The sequence below is a fragment of the Dermacoccus sp. UBA1591 genome (assembly GCF_002322065.1).
Classification (GTDB): Bacteria; Actinomycetota; Actinomycetes; order Actinomycetales; family Dermatophilaceae; genus Dermacoccus; species Dermacoccus nishinomiyaensis.
Genome location: NZ_DCNR01000040.1, coordinates 31,322 through 49,402 on the forward strand (window position 1 = coordinate 31,322; position 18,081 = coordinate 49,402).

Sequence of the window (18,081 nt, forward strand, 5' to 3'; positions counted from 1 at the left end):
GCCTCCCCCATGCCCATGAACACGACGTTGCTGACGCGCAGCGGCGTCTCGCGCTCGTCGTCGTCGAGGCCGGGCAGCTCGCCGGAGCGCAGCAACCGCGCGCCGGCGACGACCTGCTCGACGATCTCCGCCGTCGTGAGGTTGCGCGTCAGCCCTTCCTGCCCGGTCGCGCAGAACGGGCAGTTCATGCCGCAGCCGGCCTGGCTGGAGATGCACATCGTGACGCGGCCGGGGTAGCGCATGATGACGCTCTCGACGAGCGCGCCGTCGAACAGGCGGTGCACCTGCTTGAGCGTGTTACCGCCGTCGGCGACGAGCGTCTTGATGCTCGTCAGCAGCGTCGGCATGAGCTGCGCGACCATCTCCTCGCGCCCGTTCTTCGGCAGGTCCGTCATCTCGGCAGGGTCGGCGACGAAGCGTTCGAAGTAGTGGTTCGACAGCTGCTTGGCGCGGAACGCGGGCAGCCCGAGCTCCTTCGCGAACGCCTGACGCCCGGCGAGGTCGAAGTCCGCCAGGTGCTTCGGCGGCTTGCCGCGCCGCGGCGCGGTGAACATCAGCTGGCCCGGAACGGGACGCTTCGCCGTCGGCTCGGGCAGGTCGGTCGTGGTCGATTCGGTGGTGCTCAATGGAAGAACTCCTCGCCTCAGCTGGCGAACGCGGTGAGAACGGCCCAGGTGACGGGGGCCGCGAGAACGAGCGAGTCGAGACGGTCCATGAGACCGCCGTGACCCGGGATGAGGTTGCTCATGTCCTTGATGCCGAGATCGCGCTTGATCATCGACTCGCACAGATCGCCGACGGTGGCCGCGACGACGACGAGCGAGCCGAGCAGGATGCCGACCCAGAACGGCGCGTGCAGGATGAGGGTCACCGTCAGCACGCCGATGACGACGCAGCTCAGCCACGACCCGGCGAAGCCCTCCCACGACTTCTTGGGGCTGACGGTCGGCGCCATCGGGTGCTTGCCGAACAGCACGCCGGCGACGTAGCCGCCGATGTCACTGCCGATCGTCACGAGGATGAACGTGATGATGCGGCTGACGCCGTCATCAGCATGCAGGAGCATCATCGCGAACGACACGAGCGCCGGCACGTACAGCGCGATGAGCGCCGCCGACGCGGTGTCGGGCGCGAGGCGGTTGCTCGCCGCACCCCAGACGATGAAGACGAGGACGCTGCCGACGAGCGCCGCGAGCATCGCCGACGGCCCGAGCAGATACGCCGCGACGGGGATGACGGCCGCCGAGGCGAGCGCGGGGATCCACGGCGGGCGGAACTTGGCCGGCGGCATCGCCATGAGCAGCTCGCGCGTGCCGACGACGGACGCGGCCGTCGCGAGGACGACGAACGCCTCCTTGCGGATGAGCAGAGACGCGAGGACGAGCACGCCGAGCACGAGTGCGGCCGTGATGGCGGCCTTGAGGTCGCGCCCGGCCTTGTTCTTCTTCGCGGGGGCGGGCGCGAGCGTCTTGGACACGACCTTCGAGCCCACCCCCGGCGGGGGTGGGCTCGAAGGCTGCGCCGAAGCGGGCATGCCGAATGCGAGCGTGCGTCGAGGTCAGACCTCGAGCAGCTCGGCCTCCTTGCCCTTGAGCAGCGCGTCGACGGTGTCGACGCGCTTCTTCGTCATGGCGTCGAGGTCCTTCTCGGCGCGGGCGCCGTCGTCCTCGCCGACCTCCTTGTCCTTGACCAGCTTGTCGATGTCCTGGTTCGCCTTGCGGCGCACGTTGCGCACGCTGACGCGGCCGTTCTCGGCCTTGTCCTTGGCCATCTTGATGTAGTCCTTGCGGCGCTCCTCGGTGAGGGCGGGCAGGATGCAGCGGATCTGGTTGCCGTCGTTGCTCGGGTTGACGCCGAGGTCGGAGTCGCGCAGCGTCTTCTCGATCTCGGAGATGGCCGACTTGTCGAACGGGATGATGAGGATCGTGCGCGCCTCGGGCGTCTGGAACGACGCGAGCTGCTGCAGCGGCGTCGGCGCACCGTAGTAGTCGACCGTCAGGCGGTTGAACATCGCCGCGTTCGCACGGCCGGTGCGGATCGAGGCGAAGTCCTCCTTCGTGGCCTCGATCGCCTTGTCCATCTTCTCCTCGGCCTCGAGGAGGATCTCGTCAATATCCATGGTTTCGCTCTCGTTTCTCGGACGTTCTCGGGAACAGCCACGTTCGGCCCCGCGTCAGGACGCGGAGACCACCGTGCCGATCTTCTCACCCTGCAGGGCGCGGGTGATGTTGCCTTCACCCTCCATGCCGAACACGACCATCGGCAGCTTGTTGTCCATGCACAGGCTGAACGCTGCGGCGTCGACGATCTTGAGCCCGCGCGCCAACGCGTCGGCGTGCGTGACGACATCCAGCTTCACCGCGTCGGGGTTCTTGCGCGGGTCATCGGAGTAGACGCCGTCGACACCGTTCTTCGCGACGAGCACGGCGTCGCACTTCGTCTCGAGCGCACGCTGCGCGGAGACGGTGTCGGTCGAGAAGTACGGCATGCCCGCGCCGGCACCGAAGATGACGACGCGGCCCTTCTCCATGTGACGGATCGCACGGCGCGGGATGTACGGCTCGGCGACCTGCGTCATCTCGATGGCCGACTGCACGCGCGTGTCGATGCCCTCCTTCTCGAGGAAGTCCTGCAGCGCCAGGCAGTTCATGACGGTACCGAGCATGCCGATGTAGTCGGCACGCGCACGATCCATGCCCTTCTGCTGCAGCTCGGCACCGCGGAAGAAGTTGCCGCCACCGACGACGACCGCGACCTGGATGCCGCTGCGCACGGCCGGCGCGATCTGGCGAGCGATGCCCCGCACGACGTCGGGGTCGACGCCGACGCTGCCGCCGCCGAAGACCTCACCGGAGAGCTTGAGCAGCACTCGGTCGTACCTGGGGATCGCCGGGGAGGCGTTCACCCTCTCGCTCGCGTCGGTGTCGCTCACTTCGCCTCCTGGCGCTTCGTCGGGCATGAGTCGGCCAATCTTTTCACACTGCTGAGGGCAGCCGAAAAACTTCAGTCTGCGAGCGGAGCGTACGTCGCGCCCAGTGCTGTGTCTTGCCCGGGGGTGAGGGTGACGGCGTCGTCCTTGATCGTGGCCGCCTCGACGCAGACGAACCGCGGCCACGCGTCGTCGGGCACGTCCGCGAGCGAGGCGGTCTTCTGCTGGGCGGGGTTCCACACGACCGCATCCGGCAGATTCTCGCGCTCGATGCGGTAGATCGGCGTCCGCCCCTCCGTCCGCCCCTGGACGACGGTGATGGGCTGTTTCGGCGCCGTGACGACGACGTCGACCTCGCCGTCGAACGTCAGGTCACCCTCGACGCGTGAGCGCTCCCCGCTGGCCTGATCGAGCATCGACGCACCCGTCAGCCCTTCGACACGCACCGTGCGCACGTCGTCGACCGCGAGATACGTGTGCAGCGCTGCCTCGAACGTCAGCGGGTCTGAGCCCTCGTTGCGCACGACGAGGCGCAGCCCGAGAGCATCGCCGAACGTGATCTCGAGGGTTGCGAACAGCCCCAGCGGCCAGTGCTCGGCGCCGTCGAGCTGCGCGACCGCCTCGGGAGTGACCACGAGCGAGACGATGACCGCCTCGCCCTCCTCGCGCACCGAGTGCAGCCTCCACCGCGCCCGACGCGCCAGGCCGTGCGACGGCGACAGCCCGCCGTCACGGCCCGCACCGAACCACGGGAGACACACCGGGACGCCGCCGCGGATCGCCGTCGACGGACCCGCCTGTGCCAACGGACTCAGCCACAACAGCTCACGCCCACCACGCGGCACGAAACTCGTCACCTGACCGCCGTGCAACTGCACGACACCCGACGACCGCGGCCCTAATACCTCCAGCGCCGGCAGGCCCGAGACCCCCTCGACGCGACGCACGCACTCCGGCAGATCCACCATGAAGCCACTCATGGACACACGCTAGTCCCTCCAGCGACGTGACGAGCCCCCACCTCACGCCGCGAGGCCCGGACGCGCTGCGCGCGATCCGGGCCTCGTCTGGCGCCATGCGGTGAGTTGAACGAGCGGTGCCAGACGCCATTCTTTCTGGCGTCTGACTTCGCGCTCACCTACGGCCGAGGCCCGGACGCGCTGCGCGCGTCTGGGCCTCAACCTCCGGTTCCCGCTCGGTCACACACCGACCTTGAACCGCGCAAAGCCCGAAACCTCCGCGCCTGCCTCATCAGCGACCTTCTTGACCGTCTTCTTCGCGTCCTTCGCGAACGGCTGCTCCAGCAGCACGTTCTCCTTGAAGTACCCGTTGACACGGCCCTCGATGATCTTCGGCAGAGCAGCCTCCGGCTTGCCCTCCTCCTTGGCCGTGGCCTCAGCGACACGACGCTCGTTCTCCACGACCTCGGCGTCGATCTCGTCGCGCGTCAGCACCGACGGGGAGAACGCGGCGATGTGCATCGCGATGTCACGAGCCGTCGCCTCGTCGCCACCCTTGAGTGCCACGAGAACACCGATCTGCGCCGGCAGGTCAGGGCTCGTCTTGTGCAGGTACGCCGTCACGTTCTCGCCCTCGAGACGCGCCACACGACGCACCTCGATCTTCTCGCCGATCGTCGCGTTGGCCTCGTCGAGAACCTCCGCGACCGTCTTGCCGCCCATGTTGCTCTTCAGCAGCGCATCGGCGTCAGCGGCCTCGACCGCGACAGCCTGGTCGAGAACCTGCTCGGCGAGGGCGATGAACTTGTCGCCCTTCGCGACGAAGTCGGTCTCGCAGTTGACCTCGACCAGCGTGCCGACTCCGTTCTCGACCTTCGCGGCGACGAGGCCGTTCGAAGCGGAACGACCCTCGCGCTTCGTCACGCCCTTGAGGCCCTTGACGCGCAGGATCTCGGTGGCCTTGGCCTTGTCGCCGTCAGCCTCGTCGAGTGCCTTCTTGACGTCCATCATGCCGGCGCCGGTAGCTTCGCGCAGCGCCTTGATGTCAGCGGCGGTGTAGTTCGCCATGAGTGTTTCGCTCCTCTGAGTCGAAAGAATGCAGGGGGTTTACGCTCCCCCGGCGCCGACACTGCCACGAGCAGTGCCGGCGCCGGGGGAAGACGTCATGAACGTCGAGCCAGTTTCTCAGGCCTGGGAGTCGGCGACCTCGGTCGCCGTCTTCTCGTCGACCTCGGCCACGGCAGCGGCCTCGTCAGCGTTCGTCGAGTCAGCGGCAGCCGTCTCGTCAGCAGCCTTCTTGATCGACGACGGACCCGTCTCGGTGTCCGTGTCAGCGGCGGCCTTCGCGCCGGCGTCGGAGGCGAGCAGCTCGCGCTCCCACTCGGCCATCGGCTCGGCGGCCGACTCGCCCGACTTGCCGGACGATCGGGCGACGAGGCCCTCGGCGACGGCGTCGGCGATCACGCGGGTGAGGATGCCGACCGAACGGATGGCGTCGTCGTTGCCCGGGATCTTGTAGTCGACCTCGTCGGGGTCGCAGTTCGTGTCGAGGATCGCGATGACCGGCAGGCCCAGCTTGCGCGCCTCGTCGACGGCGAGGTGCTCCTTCTTCGTGTCGACGATCCAGACGGCCGACGGGATCTTCGACATCTCACGGATGCCGCCGAGGACGAGCTCGAGCTTGGCCTTCTCACGCGACAGGAGCAGCAGCTCCTTCTTCGTGTAGCCGGAGCCGGCGACGTCGTCGAAGTCGAGAGCCTCGAGCTCCTTCAGGCGCGCGAGGCGCTTGCTGATCGTCTGGAAGTTCGTGAGCATGCCACCGAGCCAACGGTGGTTGATGTACGGCATGCCGACGCGGGTGGCCTGCTCGGCGATCGACTCCTGAGCCTGCTTCTTCGTGCCGACGAACAGGATCGTGCCGCCGTGGGCGACCGTCTGCTTGACGAACTCGTAGGCGTCGTTGATGTAGGTCAGCGACTGCTGGAGGTCGATGATGTAGATGCCGTTGCGCTCCGTCATGATGAAGCGCTTCATCTTCGGGTTCCAACGACGGGTCTGGTGTCCGAAGTGGACGCCGCTCTCGAGGAGCTGGCGCATGGTGACGACGGCCATGCCGAAGTCCCCTTTCATGTCGAGGTTTCAGTTCGTGCAGCCGGATTGCTGCCCTGGCGGCCCGACCATCACCCACCGTCGGCCATTCCCCTCACAGAGGTTCACGATCGACGGACCGAAGGGCGAGGGCCCGCGACGTACGCCCTGCGAGAGCAGGATGTGCGAGGCGTGAGGCCACGCGAATTCGTCTCGCGGCCCGCCCACACATCACCTCTGCTCGACCCGGCTCTCGAGACGGAACTCGAAGCCGGAGGTGCGATCAGGTGGGCGACGCGCATCAGGGCACACAAGACGTGCCTCCAGCCTACCGGCTCGAGGGGGCAACCCGAAATCGCCGCCAGGGGTCCTAGATTGGAGCGATGAGCGACTCGACGACGCCAGCACCGCAGACCTCGCCCGCGCCCCGTGCGGGCCGACGCAGCGCCATCCGCCCCGCCGGCGGGCAGACGATCTTCTCGCGCATGACGGCGCTCGCGGCCGAGACCGGCGCGCTCAACCTCGGCCAGGGCTTCCCCGACGCCGACGGCCCCGAGGCCGTGCTCGCAGCGGCCCGCCAGGCCATCGCCGACGGCGCGAACCAGTACCCGCCGGCGCGTGGTGAGCGGACGCTGCTCGAGGCGATCGCCGCGCACCAGCACCACTGGTACGGGCTGGAGGTCTCCCCCGACACCGACGTCCTCGTCACCGTCGGAGCGACGGAGGCGCTGGCGAGCGCGATCCTCGCGTTCGTCGAACTGGGCGACGAGGTCGTCGTGTTCGAACCCACCTACGACTCCTACGCCGCTGACATCGCGCGTGCCGGCGGCGTGCGGCGCACGGTGCCGCTACGTTTCCCCGACTTCGCGCTCGACGAGGACGCCCTCGCCGCGGCGTTCAGCGAGCGCACCGCGCTCGTCCTGCTCAACACGCCGCACAATCCGACCGGCAAGGTCTTCACCGCGGCGGAGTGCGCGACGATCGCCGAGCACGCCGCGCGCCACGACGCCGTCGTCATCAGCGACGAGGTGTACGAACACCTCGCGTTCGCGCCGCACGAGCACATGCCCTTCGCGAGCACCCCCGGCATGCCCGAGCGCACGCTGACGATCAGTTCGGGTGGCAAGACGTTCAGCACGACGGGGTGGAAGATCGGGTGGGTCAGTGGCCCTGCCGACCTCGTCGCCGCGGTGGCGAGCGTCAAGCAGTTCTTGACCTTTGCGAGCGGCACGCCGCTGCAGCACGGCATCGCGGCCGGGCTGTGCCTGCCCGACGCGTTCTTCGCCGAACAGCGCGCCGAGATGGCGGCCCGCAGTGCTCTGCTCGTCGACGGACTGACGCGCGCCGGGTTCGACGCCGTTGCGCCACAGGGCGGCTATTTCGTCCTCGCCGACGCGGCGCCCCTCGGCGTCGACGACGCAGCCGAGTTCGCGCTGCGCCTGCCGACGGAGGCGGGGGTCGTCGCGATTCCGGCGTCGGCGTTCTGCGACGATCCGGACGCCTCCGGCATGACGAGTGTGCTGCGCTTCGCGTTCTGCAAGCAGCGCTCCGTCATCGACGCTGCGATCGAGCGGCTTGTGGATACGTACGGCCGCAGCGCGCGAACGACGTGATCTGCAGGCCCGTCCACAGGGTCTCGGGCTGACGCCGCGGCCCCACGGCGTGTGCGCTGCAGACTGCCGACATGGCCATCCTGCGCATCGTCTCGTCCCTGCTCGCCGTGGGTTCCGCCGGCCTCGTGGGGTTCGCCGTGGTGAGCCCGTCGGTGGTGGGATCGTCGGTGGTGGGCCCCTCTGTGGTGGGCGGGGCTGAGAAACCGAGGGCCTCGATGCCCGTCCGGCCGCGGCTCACCCGGCCGAGGGTCGAACGCCCGGGCGTTGCGCCGCTGCCGCCACGACGTTCGGCACCACCGCAACCGTCGCTGGAGCCCATGGCGGTCGTCGGCACGCACCGCGGAGAGCCCATCACGCAGGCCCTCACTCAGGCGAGCGTCGACACGAGCCGGAAAGCAACCACCGCGCAAGCGCTCGCCCGACCCAGCGTCGGCGCGCTGGACGATGCGCCCAGTGCCGGGTTCGCCTGGCCGGTCACGCCGCACGAGGTCGTGCGTCGCTTCGACCCGCCGGAGGTCGTGTGGGGCGCCGGTCACCGCGGCGTCGACCTGCGCTCGTCACCGGGAGCACCCGTCGTCGCGCCCTCTGACGGGGTCGTCACCTTCAGCGGCAGTGTCGCCGGGCGCGGCGTGCTGACGATCCGTCACCCCCAGGGGTTCGACACGACCTACGAACCTGTCAGTCACCAGGTGTCCAAGGGGGCGAGCGTGCATCGCGGGGAGCACGTGGCCGATCTCGAACCCGGGCACTGCGAGCCGGCATGCCTGCACTGGGGTTACAAGGTGGGGCCGAAGAGCTACCGCGACCCGCTGACGCTCATCGCGCACCGACGCCCCGTACTTCTTCCGCCCCTGTGAGCATCTGGCCTCGTCGGCGGCGCCGACACGTCAGGGGGCTTGGGTTGGCCCCCGCGGCACCAGAGACGCGGTTTCTCGACACGCGCGCCTCACGCGCGTGGGTGGGCCTGTTCGAACCCGGCCCGGAGGCGTTCGGCGGAGACGTGGGTATAGATCTGCGTCGTCGCGAGCGAGGCATGGCCGAGGTATTCCTGGACGGTGCGCAGGTCGGCGCCGCCCTCGACGAGGTGCGTGGCGGCACTGTGTCGCAGAGCGTGCGGCGACAGCGTCGGCGCGCCGTCGACGGACGCTGTCGCGCGGTTGACGAGTTCCCGGACGATGCGTTGGTCGATCCGACGCCCCCGCACCCCGACGAACAGGGCTCGCTCCCCATCGGCCGCGAGCGCCCCACGGCACCTCAGCCACCGTTCCAGTGCCTCCCGCGCAGGCAGACCGTACGGCACCATCCGTTCCTTGCGGCCCTTGCCCATGACACGCACGAGCTGGTTCGCCTCGTCGAGCGCACTCACGTCGAGGGAGGCCAGCTCGCCCACGCGCATGCCGGAGGCGTAGAGCAGTTCGAGGACGGCGGCGTCCCGAGCCCTGACGGCGCGCTCTTCGGGACCGGCCGCAGGTGTCGGTGCTGACTGATGGGGCGAGACGGTCTCCGTCGGCGCTGCCCCTGCCTCACCCGCTTCGGAGCCGACGTCGACGGCCGCCTCAACCGACTGGCGTGTGGCGGAGCCGGCATCAGCGGCTGTTTCACCGCAGCCGCGTGCGGCGGGGACGGCCGCGGCCGCTGCCTCGTCCGCCGCATCGAGGATCGCGGCGGCCTGATCGACTCGCAACACCTCGGGCAGTGACGTCATGCGGCGCGGCGCGCTGAGTCGCACCGACGGGTCGGTCGCGATGACGCCCCTGCGGCGCGCCCAACGACAGAACGTCTTGACCGTCGACACCCGTCGAGCCAGGGTGCTGCGCGAGTTGCCCGCCTCGCTCTGCGCGGCCAGCCAGCTGCGCAGGTCGTTGAGGGTGAGGTCGGACCACGAGGCGACGTCGGCCCCCGTCAGGTGGAGGCGCAGGGACGCCAGGTCGACGGAGTAGGCACGCACCGTGTTGGTCGAACGGTCGCGTTCGGCGCTCAGGTGATCGAGGAACTGCTCGATCACCCGTTCACTCGGCCCACGTGGCTGGCTCGGTCCACTCACCCGACGAGAGTACGTCCCGCCGCGTCACACCGCTCGCAGCACACGTCGCAGGAAGCGCGCCTCGCCCCTGGTCCCGCGCCGGGGGCGTTCCCACGAACGACCGCGAAAGTGGCGTTCGCGATCCCCTGGTGCTGTGTGGGTGGGCGATCCGTTCACGCCTTGCGCCACCCTCCGTCCTCACGCGCTGCCAGACCGGCTGCGAGCAGCTCCCCGAGGGCTGAGACGACCTCGCGCTCCGGGCGTCCCGCGGTGCGCGCCACCCGTTCCAGGGAGGTCGGCTCACGCAGCGGCAGCGCGTCCCAGACCAGGCGCGCCCGCGGGCCGACGGCGTCCTCGGGCCGCGCGAGCACGGGCAGCGTGTCACGTGTCGTGGCGCGCGGGCCGTAGGAGCCGACGAGTTCCATGACGTCCTCCGCCCCGGTGACGAGCACGGCGACTCCGTCACGCACGAGCTCGTGGCAGCCGGCGCTCGCCGCTGACGTGACCGGGCCGGGCACCGCGCCGACGACGCGGTTGAGTTCCTCCGCTCGCCGGGCCGTGCTGAGCGATCCGGAACGCAGCCCCGCTTCGACGACGACCGTCCCGGGAGCTAGCGCGGCGATGAGCCGGTTGCGATGAAGGAAACGCTGGCGCATCGGCGCGAATCCCAGGGGCATCTCGCTGACGATGACGCCGCGCTCCCTGACGCGCGCGAACAGTTCTTCGTGCGCCGTGGGATACACGCGATCCACGCCTCCCGCGACGACGCAGACGGTGTCGGCGTCTCCGGCGAGCGCCCCGCGGTGCGCCGCGGCGTCGATGCCGAAGGCTCCCCCGGACACGACGCTCACCCCGTGCGCGCCGACGCCCAGCGCGATCTGCGCCGCGATCCGCTGCCCGTAGTGCGTCGCGGCGCGCGCCCCGACGAGCGCGACGGAACGTTCTGCGGCGCAGGCGAGATCCCCCTCCCCGATGACGAAGAGTGCGTGCGGCGTCTCGGGTAGCTCGTCGAGCCCGGTGGGCCACTCCTCGTCGCCGGGTACGAGCACCCGCGCTCCCACAACGTCGAGGCGCCGGCGTTGCTCGTCGAGGTCGAGGGCGCGTAGCCGCGTCGTGAAGTTCTCCCATTTGTCAGGGGATTCCTCGACGGCGGAGAGCGCCTCCTCGTGCCCGAGGGCGTCGACGAGGGCGTGAGCCTTGGGATCGCGCGGTTCCGCGATGTGGGCCCACACGAGGCGCGCCGCCCGCTCGCCCGCACTCATGGCCGGGGCCGGCGCATCGTCGCGCGCCCCCGCTCGATCCGCTCGCGCAGCCGCGTGGGCAGGGCCGGGATCGAGGCAGGCCCCCGGGGTTGTCGACTCGGTGATGGAGAACAACGCCCCGCCCAGGGGCGCGGCGCGCCGGGTTTGGGGATCGAGCATCGAGGCATCGAGCGTCGCAGCGCCGAACGCCGAGATGCCGTCGTCGGGAACAGGGTCGAGATCGGTCATGACTCGGGGTGTCCTTCTCTGAGGGTGAGGGCCGTGAAGACGTCCTCACGGGTGGGGCGGTTCGCTCCACGCAGGTCGCACAGCGTCCACGCGAGCCGCAGGATGCGGTCGTAGCCACGCAACGTCAGGGAACCGGTGTCGAGCGCCTGGTCGAGCACCGCGATGTCGCCCGCCTCGAGCGCCCAGGGTGACGAACGCAGCACGGCGCCCGGAACCTGAGCGTTGAGGCGGTGCCCGCGCGGCGCCCATCGGGCGGCGGATCGCTCGCGCACCTCGAGGACCCGGTCGGCGACGCTCGCGCTCGCTTCCCCCGGCCCGGCCGCGAGGTCGCTGCGGGTGACCGCGTTGACCTGGAGGTGGACGTCGATGCGATCGAGCAGCGGGCCGGACAGTCGTTTGAGGTAGGTGCGGCGCGCCTTCGACGTGCACGTGCAGGCCGCGCCGCGGCCGATGTAGTGCCCGCAGGGGCACGGGTTGCTCGCAAGGACGAGCTGGAAGCGGCACGGATAGCGCACGACCTGCTCCGACCGCGCGATCGTCACGCTGCCGCGTTCGAGTGGCTGGCGCAGGCTGTCGAGCACCTCGCGACGAAACTCGGGGGCCTCGTCGAGGAAGAGGACGCCGGCGTGTGCCTGCGTCACCGCCCCGGGCCGTGGGCGCCCTGGCCCACCGCCGATGAGGGCGGGCATCGTCGTGCCGTGGTGCGGCGCGACGAACGGAGGTTTCGCGACGAGCGGCCCGCCGCGGAAGACGCCCATGACGGACTGAATGCTCGTCACGGCCATCGCCTCCTCCCGCGTCAGGGGCGGCAGGATGCCCGGCAGCCGGCTCGCGAGCAGCGTCTTGCCAGCACCGGGCGGTCCGATGAGCGAGACGTTGTGCCCGCCGGCCGCCGCCACCTCGAGGGCGGTTCGCGCCTCGTACTGGCCGACGACGTCGCGCATGTCGTCGCTGGGCGGGGCCTCGACGTCGTCGTCGGCGGGCTCCGGCCAGGGCAGGTCGAGAGTGCGTCCTTCGGCCCTGACTCGGTGGAACGCCACGACGTCCGACAGCGAGCGCACCGGGTGGATTCTCAGCCCCCACACGAGAGCGGCCTCGGCCGCGTTCGCCGTCGGCACGATCACCTCCCGCTGCCCGGCCTCCAACGCCGCGAGGCAGGCCGGGAGCACACCGTGGACGGGCCGCACCGTGCCGTCCATCCCCAACTCACCGATGTGCATGACGCCGGCCGCCTCGGCAGGACCCACCTGCCGGGTCGCGGCGAGCACGGCCACACCGATCGCGAGGTCGAGCCCGGCACCGGCCTTGGGCAGCGACGCGGGCGCGAGGTTGATCGTCAGGCGCGTGTCCGGAAAGGCGAGCTCCGACTGGATCATCGCCGAGCGCAAACGGTTCGGCGACTGCGAGATCGCCGTGTCCGGCATCCCGGAGATGATGACGCGGGGCAACCCCTGCCCGACACTCACCTCGACGTCGACGACGGTGCCCTCGATGCCGGAGACGACGACGCCCTTCGTCATCCCGAAGCTCACAGGATCACCCGCCGACGATGGTCGACGCGGACGCCGGTGGCCAGCACGTCGACGCCGATGACGTCGATGCGCACCGCGGCGGCGGACACCTCGCGCTCGCGGAGCCACAGGCAGGCCAGGCGGCGCAGACGCAGGTGCTTCTCGTGCGTCACCGCCTCGACCGCGGGCCCGAAGCGTTGCGAGCGTCGCGTCTTCACCTCGACGACGACGATCTCGCGCCCGTCACGCGCGACGACGTCGATCTCACCCTCGCTGCATCGCCAGTTCGTCTCGAGGATCTCGTAGCCGAGCGAGGCGAGGTAGGCACAGGCATGACGCTCGCCCTGCGCACCGAGCGTGCGCCGCGGGTCCGGCGGTGATGCGGCGCCCGTCGAGGGGGTCGAACGGGCCGCGGCCGGGGCCTCGCGCGTGGGTCGCGCCCGCCCGGCAGGTCGGGCGAGTTCGTGCTCAGTCGTGGTGCTCCCGGCGCGTGGCCGCGTCGAATTGTCGGTCATGGTGACCACCTCCGCACCCCAGCGAAGCGGGTGCGGGCACCTCAGCGCTCGTCACCGGAGGCCACCCTGTGGAACAGGGGTGCAGCACGGTCCGATCAGCCCCTGCAGCCGTCACCGTCCCCAGGAGCGAGACGCGCCAGGCCGCCGACCCGCCCGTCGACACCGGCGCCACGCGAGCGGCGGCGCACAGCGCGAGCGCCATAGGGTCCAGGCCGGGCGGTTCAGTTCGTGAAGCCCGGCCCGTCGGGGATCTCGAGGTCGTTCTTGGCGAGTTCTTCGACGTTGACGTCCTTGAACGTCACGACGCGCACGTTCTTGACGAACCGCGCAGGGCGGTAGATGTCCCACACCCACGCGTCCTGCATCGTCACGTCGAAGAACACGTCGGCGCCCTCACCGCGCACCGTCATGTCGACGGCGTTGCAGAGGTAGAAACGTCGCTCGGTCTCCACGACGTAGCGGAACAGGCCGACGACGTCGCGATATTCGCGGTACAGCGCCAGTTCCTGCTCGTTCTCGTACTGTTCGAGATCCTCAGCACTCATCGGGATCTCACTCCTCGTCGCTCGTCGGGGCGGGCACCGCGCCCGTGTCGCGGAAAGTCTTCCACGAGCGTCGATGCAGGTCGCATGCGCCGTGCGCGGCGATGGCCGCGAGGTGGTCGGGCGCGGAGTATCCCTTGTTGATCCCCCAGCCGTACACCGGGTGGTCGCGGGCCGCGTCGACCATCATGGCATCACGCTCCACCTTGGCGAGCAAACTGGCTCCGGCCACCGACGAGCACCGCATGTCGGCCTTGATCTGGGTGACGACGTGCCACGTCGGGGCGCTCTCCGGCTCGAGCAGGCCCAGCAGTCCGACCGTCTCGGGCTCGCTCAGCCAGTCGTGCTTGCCGTCGAGGATGACGACGTCCGGGCGCACGCTCAGCTGCGCGAGGGCGCGGGTGCCGGCCAGGCGCAGCGCGCGCGTCATGCCGAGCGCGTCGATCTCGGTGGGCGAGGCGTGGCCGACGGCGCCGTCGAGCGCCCAGCGCCGCACGCGGCGCGCGAGATCGGGGCGCTTCGGCTCGGGCACGAGCTTGGAGTCCTTGACACCCTGCGGCACCGTCGACGTCGCCGCATCGACGACGCTGACGCCCACGCTGACGGGGCCCGCGAGCGCACCGCGTCCTACCTCGTCCATGCCTGCGACAAGTGTGTACCCCGTGCGCAGCAGCTGACGTTCGAGGCGCAGGGTCGGGGTCGAACTCGTCATGCGTGCGTTCCCGTCATCGATCGTGCCGTCTCATCGTGCGCTCCAGTACGTGCCGGCGACGGTGCCGATCACGGATTCGAGTGGGACGAACCCTCCACCCGGGTCACCGAGGTGTCCGCGGGAGTCATCCGAGAAGTCGCGGTTGTCACCGAGGACGAACAGGTGATCGGCTGGGACCCGCACCGAGAACGGCTCCGCCGAGGCGCGTCGCTGCCCCTGGGGCAGATACGGCTCGTCGACGACGCGCCCGTCGACGCGCAGCCTACCGTCGTGGCCGACGCTCACCGTGTCTCCGCCGACCCCGATGACGCGCTTGAGGTAGTCCTGGTCGTTCGGGCGGAACCCCAGCCACCCCGCGGCGGTGTCGAGTGCGCCGAGCACCCCGTCGCGCGGTGTCTGCTCGTAGAACACGTCGGCACCGGAGAAGACGATGACGTCACCCCGCCGTGGATGATCGTGCAGCTTGTCCACCACGATGCGATCCCCCACCTGATACGACGGCTGCATCGAACGCGACGGCACGGTGAACGTCTCCGCGACGAACGCGTGGACGAGCAGCAGCGCGACGAGGACGCCCGACAACACCCACCCGAGCACGCGCCGCAGCGAACGAGGACGCAGCGAACGCGTGCGTCGGGATGCGCCGAAGGCGCGGCCCCGCGTGGGGGTCGCGCCTTCGGGGTGATGCTCGTCGTCCATGGACGTCATGAGCCGTCTGGGAGCTGTGCGCGTTCTCAGGCCTTCTTGGCGGGAACCGCGTCGCGCTTCTCCTTGATCTTGGCTGCCTTGCCGCGCAGGTCGCGCAGGTAGTACAGCTTGGCGCGGCGCACGTCACCGCGCGTCACGACCTCGATCTTCTCGATCACGGGCGTGTGGACGGGGAACGTGCGCTCCACACCGACGCCGAAGGACACCTTGCGGACGGTGAAGGTCTCGCCGACGCCGCCGCCGTGGCGACGGATGACGACGCCCTTGAACACCTGGACACGCGAACGCGTGCCTTCGATGACCTTGACGTGGACGTTGAGCGTGTCGCCGGCGCGGAATTCCGGGACGTCGGAGCGCAGGCTCGCCGCTTCGATCGCGTCGAACTTGTTCATGTCGATCTCTCGTATCTGTGGCACGCGCAGGTTGCCACGGTCAGTTCCGGCCATGGTGGCCGGAAAGCTGTTCGGAACGTGCGGCATGTCGAGTCTCATGACCCGCGTGATCGGCGAGGTGATGCCCGGGATGATCTACATCGAAACCCCGGGGGTACCTGCCGCACGAGTCACTCCCCCTGCGGCGGGGACTCATGGCGACATGACGCAAGGGTTCATCCTGCCAGGATCGGCTGCCATGAGGAAATCCGCAGCCCCGGCGCCCCGGCGAAAGATGCCCCCCTGCCCGCCGGGCAGGCAGGGACGTGGGTACATGGAGAGGCGCGGTACGACGCTCAGCGCCCCCGGCGACGCTTGGTGAACACGACCGTCGTGCCGTTCGGCTGCACGACACCGCGGAACCCGGCCTTCTTGTAGAGCTTGAGGTTGTGCTCGCTGCCCGTTCCGGTGAAGAGCTCGAACCGCGTCGCGTCGCTCGGGGCGACCTCCTGGATGAACTCCAGCAACGCGCGCCCCAGGCCGCGTCCGTGCAGGTCGGGCACCACCATGAGCCGGCCGATGTGCCAGGTGTCGTCGACGAGCTTGCCCCGCACCGAACCGATGAACCGGCCGTCATGACGCAGGACGTACGTGTCCCACTCATGGAGCGACGCCGTGAGCGATTCGACCGTCTCGTGCTGTGCGGGGATCGTCAGCGTGTCGTTGAGGATGCCCTCACGCAGCCAGCACGCGTGCGTGCACGTCAGCAGATCGCCGACGTCGGCGGGCGTCGCCTTCGCGATCAGGGCACCGCCCCAGCGATCGTCGACGCCACCGGGCGTCAGGGCCGAGGAGGCGTGCAGCAGGTCGGGACGACGCGCGGCCGTCCGCTCGAGGCGCTGCTGGTGTCGCCACGCGGCGACCTTGCCGTGATCGCCGGAGAGCAGCACCGGCGGCACCTCACGTCCCTGCCAGGTCGCGGGTTTCGTGTAGACGGGGTACTCGAGCAGACCGTCCTCGTGCGACTCCTCGACGAGCGACTCTGCGTTGCCCATGAACCCCGGCAGCAGCCGGGCCGCGGCCTCGATCATCGCGAGGACGGCGACCTCTCCCCCGTTGAGCACGTAGTCACCGAGGGAGATGACGCGCACCGGCATGACGTCGGCCGCAGCCTCGTAGACGCGTTCGTCGATACCCTCGTATCGGCCGCACGCGAAGATCAGCCAGTCCTCGTCTGCGAGTTCGCGCGCGAGCCGCTGCGTCAACACCTCACCACCGGGGCCGGGGACGATGAGCGTCGGCGTGCCGTCGCCCAGGGTGCGCACATGCTCGAGCGCTTCCCACCACGGCTGCGGCTTCATCACCATGCCGGCCCCACCGCCGTAGGGCGTGTCGTCGACGGTGCGGTGACGGTCGTGCGCGAAGTCGCGCAGGTCGTGCACGGCCACGTCGAGCAGGCCCTTGCGCTGCGCCTGACCGGGCAGGCTGAGCTTCAGCGGTTCGAGGTATTCAGGGAAGATCGAGATGATGTCGCAGCGCACGAGTTCAGTTCGCCTCCGCCGGATCGGTGGCCTCGAGCGCGGCGCTGTCGTCGGGGGCGTCGGGCGCATCGGGACGTGCGAGATCGAGCAGCCCCGGCGGGGGCGTGACGACGACGACGCGCGCGTCCTCGTCGATCTCGGGCACGATCTCCTCGACGAACGGCACGAGGATGTCGTAGCCCTCGACACCGTCGACGACGAGCAGATCCTGCACCTCGCGTGATTCGAGCGCCTTGACGACGCCGACCTTCTCACCGGCGACGACGACGTCGAACCCGAGCAGGTCCTCCTCGTACCAGGCGTCGTCCTCGTCGAGGTCGTCGGCCTCGGCGAGCAGCTTGATGCCGCGCAACCCTTCGGCGGCCGTGCGATCGGGCGCCTCGTCGAAGGCGAGCAGGTGGAGGCCGTTGTGAACGCGCGCCGAGCGCAGGGTCAGCGGGCCGCGTGAGGCCGGTTCCGTCTCGAACGTTTCGCCGGGCACGAACCGCTGCTCCGGCGAATCCGTGTGCAGCTGCACGGTCACCTCGCCCTTCAACCCGTGAGCCTTGCCGATCCGTGCCACGACGACGTCATCCATGCCGCCTATTGTCGCATCGCACCAGCACAGCCCTGGCGCCCGTGTCGCGGGCGCACCCCGCAGGTCCGCCACCGGCCCGACGCGCCCAAGCCCTTCGCGGCGCGACCACACCCCGGCCGCTCGCCCGGCCGACGCATCCGGCAATACGAAACCGCCCCCACCGTGACGGCGGAGGCGGTTTCGTCGGTGCGACAGCTCAGCGGGCGCGGTCGGTGTCGACGATGTCGACACGAACCGGGCGACCGCCGGCCAGCGCGGAGACCACGGTGCGAAGGGCGGAGGCGGTGCGACCGGAGCGGCCGATGACGCGCCCCAGGTCGTCGGGGTGCACGCGAACCTCGAGGAGTTCGCCGCGGCGCCCGTCCTTGTGACGCACGACGACGTCGCCGTCGTGGTCGACGATGCCCTTGACGAGGTGCTCCAGTGCTTCTTCGAGCACGAGGATCAGGCCTCTTCGGTCTTCTCGGCCTCGGCAGCCGGAGCGTCAGCGGCGGGGGCCTCG

The 18,081-nt window shown here is 70.0% G+C and carries 19 protein-coding genes and 1 pseudogene; 2 read left to right on the forward strand and 18 right to left on the reverse strand.

From position 1 onward, the window contains the following. From B2284_RS04120 to rpsB, 7 genes and pseudogenes are all read right to left on the reverse strand, one after another. A pseudogene (locus B2284_RS04120) lies at positions 1-626 on the reverse strand (23S rRNA (adenine(2503)-C(2))-methyltransferase RlmN); the annotation flags it as partial. A 17-nt stretch (positions 627-643) separates the two neighbouring features. Further along, a complete protein-coding gene (locus tag B2284_RS04125) occupies positions 644-1,477 on the reverse strand; it encodes a phosphatidate cytidylyltransferase (RefSeq protein WP_286697235.1) in 834 nt (277 codons plus the stop codon). A gap of 81 nt (positions 1,478-1,558) precedes the next feature. Then, on the reverse strand, positions 1,559-2,119 hold the full coding sequence (frr, locus tag B2284_RS04130; protein WP_006944866.1) for a ribosome recycling factor: 561 nt from the start codon (positions 2,117-2,119) through the stop codon (positions 1,559-1,561). A 54-nt stretch (positions 2,120-2,173) separates the two neighbouring features. Then, positions 2,174-2,932 carry a UMP kinase gene (gene pyrH / locus B2284_RS04135; RefSeq protein WP_006944885.1) on the reverse strand — a complete coding sequence of 253 codons (759 nt, stop codon included), beginning with the start codon at positions 2,930-2,932 and terminating at the stop codon, positions 2,174-2,176. Between the two features lie 71 nt (positions 2,933-3,003). Next, positions 3,004-3,909, reverse strand: a complete 906-nt coding sequence (locus B2284_RS04140; RefSeq protein WP_082740566.1) for a D-hexose-6-phosphate mutarotase — start codon at positions 3,907-3,909, stop codon at positions 3,004-3,006. Positions 3,910-4,128: 219 nt separating this feature from the next. Then, complete coding sequence (gene tsf, locus B2284_RS04145; RefSeq protein ID WP_038568786.1) at positions 4,129-4,956, reverse strand: translation elongation factor Ts; 828 nt, start codon at positions 4,954-4,956, stop codon at positions 4,129-4,131. A 117-nt stretch (positions 4,957-5,073) separates the two neighbouring features. Next, positions 5,074-6,000, reverse strand: a complete 927-nt coding sequence (gene rpsB, locus B2284_RS04150; protein ID WP_062256714.1) for a 30S ribosomal protein S2 — start codon at positions 5,998-6,000, stop codon at positions 5,074-5,076. A gap of 359 nt (positions 6,001-6,359) precedes the next feature. On the opposite strand from rpsB, the gene B2284_RS04155 reads away from it, so the two are divergent. Together B2284_RS04155 and B2284_RS04160 are read left to right on the forward strand one after the other, a co-directional pair. Next, the gene (locus tag B2284_RS04155) at positions 6,360-7,589 is read left to right on the forward strand and encodes an aminotransferase class I/II-fold pyridoxal phosphate-dependent enzyme (protein WP_074039824.1); all 1,230 of its coding nucleotides are present in this window, start codon (positions 6,360-6,362) and stop codon (positions 7,587-7,589) included. Positions 7,590-7,906: 317 nt separating this feature from the next. Then, a complete protein-coding gene (locus B2284_RS04160) occupies positions 7,907-8,446 on the forward strand; it encodes a M23 family metallopeptidase (protein ID WP_006944892.1) in 540 nt (179 codons plus the stop codon). A gap of 89 nt (positions 8,447-8,535) precedes the next feature. Here B2284_RS04160 and B2284_RS04165 read toward each other — a convergent pair whose 3' ends face one another. The 11 genes from B2284_RS04165 to B2284_RS04215 form a co-directional block, all read right to left on the reverse strand. Continuing rightward, positions 8,536-9,594, reverse strand: a complete 1,059-nt coding sequence (locus B2284_RS04165) for a tyrosine recombinase XerC (protein WP_115297195.1) — start codon at positions 9,592-9,594, stop codon at positions 8,536-8,538. 191 nt (positions 9,595-9,785) lie between these two features. Beyond that, positions 9,786-11,102, reverse strand: a complete 1,317-nt coding sequence (gene dprA, locus B2284_RS04170; RefSeq protein WP_208065349.1) for a DNA-processing protein DprA — start codon at positions 11,100-11,102, stop codon at positions 9,786-9,788. Further along, positions 11,099-12,622, reverse strand: coding sequence for a YifB family Mg chelatase-like AAA ATPase (locus tag B2284_RS04175; RefSeq protein ID WP_286697236.1), 1,524 nt, complete (start codon positions 12,620-12,622; stop codon positions 11,099-11,101). Before B2284_RS04175 ends, dprA begins: the two co-directional genes overlap by 4 nt. A gap of 8 nt (positions 12,623-12,630) precedes the next feature. Then, positions 12,631-13,128 carry a YraN family protein gene (locus B2284_RS04180; protein WP_006944876.1) on the reverse strand — a complete coding sequence of 166 codons (498 nt, stop codon included), beginning with the start codon at positions 13,126-13,128 and terminating at the stop codon, positions 12,631-12,633. A gap of 221 nt (positions 13,129-13,349) precedes the next feature. After that, positions 13,350-13,673, reverse strand: coding sequence for a DUF2469 domain-containing protein (locus B2284_RS04185; protein WP_006944864.1), 324 nt, complete (start codon positions 13,671-13,673; stop codon positions 13,350-13,352). 7 nt (positions 13,674-13,680) lie between these two features. Then, positions 13,681-14,382 (reverse strand): ribonuclease HII, encoded by a 702-nt coding sequence (locus B2284_RS04190; RefSeq protein WP_006944889.1) that lies wholly within the window; start codon positions 14,380-14,382, stop codon positions 13,681-13,683. 30 nt (positions 14,383-14,412) lie between these two features. Next, positions 14,413-15,090 (reverse strand): signal peptidase I, encoded by a 678-nt coding sequence (lepB, locus tag B2284_RS04195; RefSeq protein WP_083603827.1) that lies wholly within the window; start codon positions 15,088-15,090, stop codon positions 14,413-14,415. 26 nt (positions 15,091-15,116) lie between these two features. Beyond that, positions 15,117-15,482 (reverse strand): 50S ribosomal protein L19, encoded by a 366-nt coding sequence (gene rplS / locus B2284_RS04200; RefSeq protein ID WP_038571206.1) that lies wholly within the window; start codon positions 15,480-15,482, stop codon positions 15,117-15,119. A 335-nt stretch (positions 15,483-15,817) separates the two neighbouring features. Continuing rightward, complete coding sequence (gene trmD, locus B2284_RS04205; RefSeq protein ID WP_144707482.1) at positions 15,818-17,002, reverse strand: tRNA (guanosine(37)-N1)-methyltransferase TrmD; 1,185 nt, start codon at positions 17,000-17,002, stop codon at positions 15,818-15,820. A gap of 4 nt (positions 17,003-17,006) precedes the next feature. After that, the gene (gene rimM, locus B2284_RS04210) at positions 17,007-17,579 is read right to left on the reverse strand and encodes a ribosome maturation factor RimM (protein WP_062256701.1); all 573 of its coding nucleotides are present in this window, start codon (positions 17,577-17,579) and stop codon (positions 17,007-17,009) included. A gap of 196 nt (positions 17,580-17,775) precedes the next feature. Further along, positions 17,776-18,018 (reverse strand): RNA-binding protein, encoded by a 243-nt coding sequence (locus B2284_RS04215; RefSeq protein WP_006944891.1) that lies wholly within the window; start codon positions 18,016-18,018, stop codon positions 17,776-17,778. Positions 18,019-18,081: the final 63 nt, after the last annotated feature.

Bases quoted from the DNA above. Each gene is read 5' to 3' on its own strand.
- frr (WP_006944866.1), bottom strand. From the start codon at position 2,119: ATGGATATTGACGAGATCCTCCTCGAGGCCGAGGAGAAGATGGACAAG.
- B2284_RS04140 (WP_082740566.1), bottom strand. From the start codon at position 3,909: ATGAGTGGCTTCATGGTGGATCTGCCGGAGTGCGTGCGTCGCGTCGAG.
- tsf (WP_038568786.1), bottom strand. From the start codon at position 4,956: ATGGCGAACTACACCGCCGCTGACATCAAGGCGCTGCGCGAAGCTACC.
- rpsB (WP_062256714.1), bottom strand. From the start codon at position 6,000: ATGGCCGTCGTCACCATGCGCCAGCTCCTCGAGAGCGGCGTCCACTTC.
- B2284_RS04155 (WP_074039824.1), top strand. From the start codon at position 6,360: ATGAGCGACTCGACGACGCCAGCACCGCAGACCTCGCCCGCGCCCCGT.
- B2284_RS04160 (WP_006944892.1), top strand. From the start codon at position 7,907: ATGGCGGTCGTCGGCACGCACCGCGGAGAGCCCATCACGCAGGCCCTC.
- dprA (WP_208065349.1), bottom strand. From the start codon at position 11,102: ATGACCGATCTCGACCCTGTTCCCGACGACGGCATCTCGGCGTTCGGC.
- B2284_RS04175 (WP_286697236.1), bottom strand. From the start codon at position 12,622: ATGACGAAGGGCGTCGTCGTCTCCGGCATCGAGGGCACCGTCGTCGAC.
- B2284_RS04180 (WP_006944876.1), bottom strand. From the start codon at position 13,128: ATGACCGACAATTCGACGCGGCCACGCGCCGGGAGCACCACGACTGAG.
- B2284_RS04185 (WP_006944864.1), bottom strand. From the start codon at position 13,673: ATGAGTGCTGAGGATCTCGAACAGTACGAGAACGAGCAGGAACTGGCG.
- B2284_RS04190 (WP_006944889.1), bottom strand. From the start codon at position 14,382: ATGACGAGTTCGACCCCGACCCTGCGCCTCGAACGTCAGCTGCTGCGC.
- lepB (WP_083603827.1), bottom strand. From the start codon at position 15,090: ATGACGTCCATGGACGACGAGCATCACCCCGAAGGCGCGACCCCCACG.
- rplS (WP_038571206.1), bottom strand. From the start codon at position 15,482: ATGAACAAGTTCGACGCGATCGAAGCGGCGAGCCTGCGCTCCGACGTC.
- rimM (WP_062256701.1), bottom strand. From the start codon at position 17,579: ATGGATGACGTCGTCGTGGCACGGATCGGCAAGGCTCACGGGTTGAAG.